This window comes from Psychrobacter sp. GW64-MNA-CIBAN-0177 (genome assembly GCF_040309585.1).
Classification (GTDB): Bacteria; Pseudomonadota; Gammaproteobacteria; order Pseudomonadales; family Moraxellaceae; genus Psychrobacter; species Psychrobacter okhotskensis.
Window position 1 is genome coordinate 1 of sequence record NZ_JBEOOY010000224.1, and the last position, 273, is coordinate 273.

The 273-nt window shown below is 35.2% G+C and carries 1 protein-coding gene; it reads right to left on the reverse strand.

Features of this window, described 5'->3' with window-relative positions; all coding sequences use genetic code 11:
• Window positions 1-180 (reverse strand): hypothetical protein (locus AAEY79_RS14860; protein WP_352289141.1); only part of this gene is annotated, 180 nt, incomplete at its 3' end.
• Window positions 181-273: the final 93 nt, after the last annotated feature.

Here is a 273-nt window from a genome sequence, read left to right on the forward strand (position 1 = left end):
ACTGCGAACCCAGTGACCGACTAAGCCCCATTTATTGGTTGCTAGGCATTTATTGTATTTAATCAATAAGACTTTAAGTTTGCTGTCATGAAGGGTAAAAATAAGATTATCAACGGTTAAGTTACTAATACAATCAGCAGGGATGGTTTCTTCATCAATAACTTCGTTTATAAAATTCACAGGTAAGATCCAATTTAATATAGCGAGCTTGGTTGTACATACACACTCTGGAGATTGCCGTTGAACAACTGTGTAGTAGTAAAAAAGTCATAT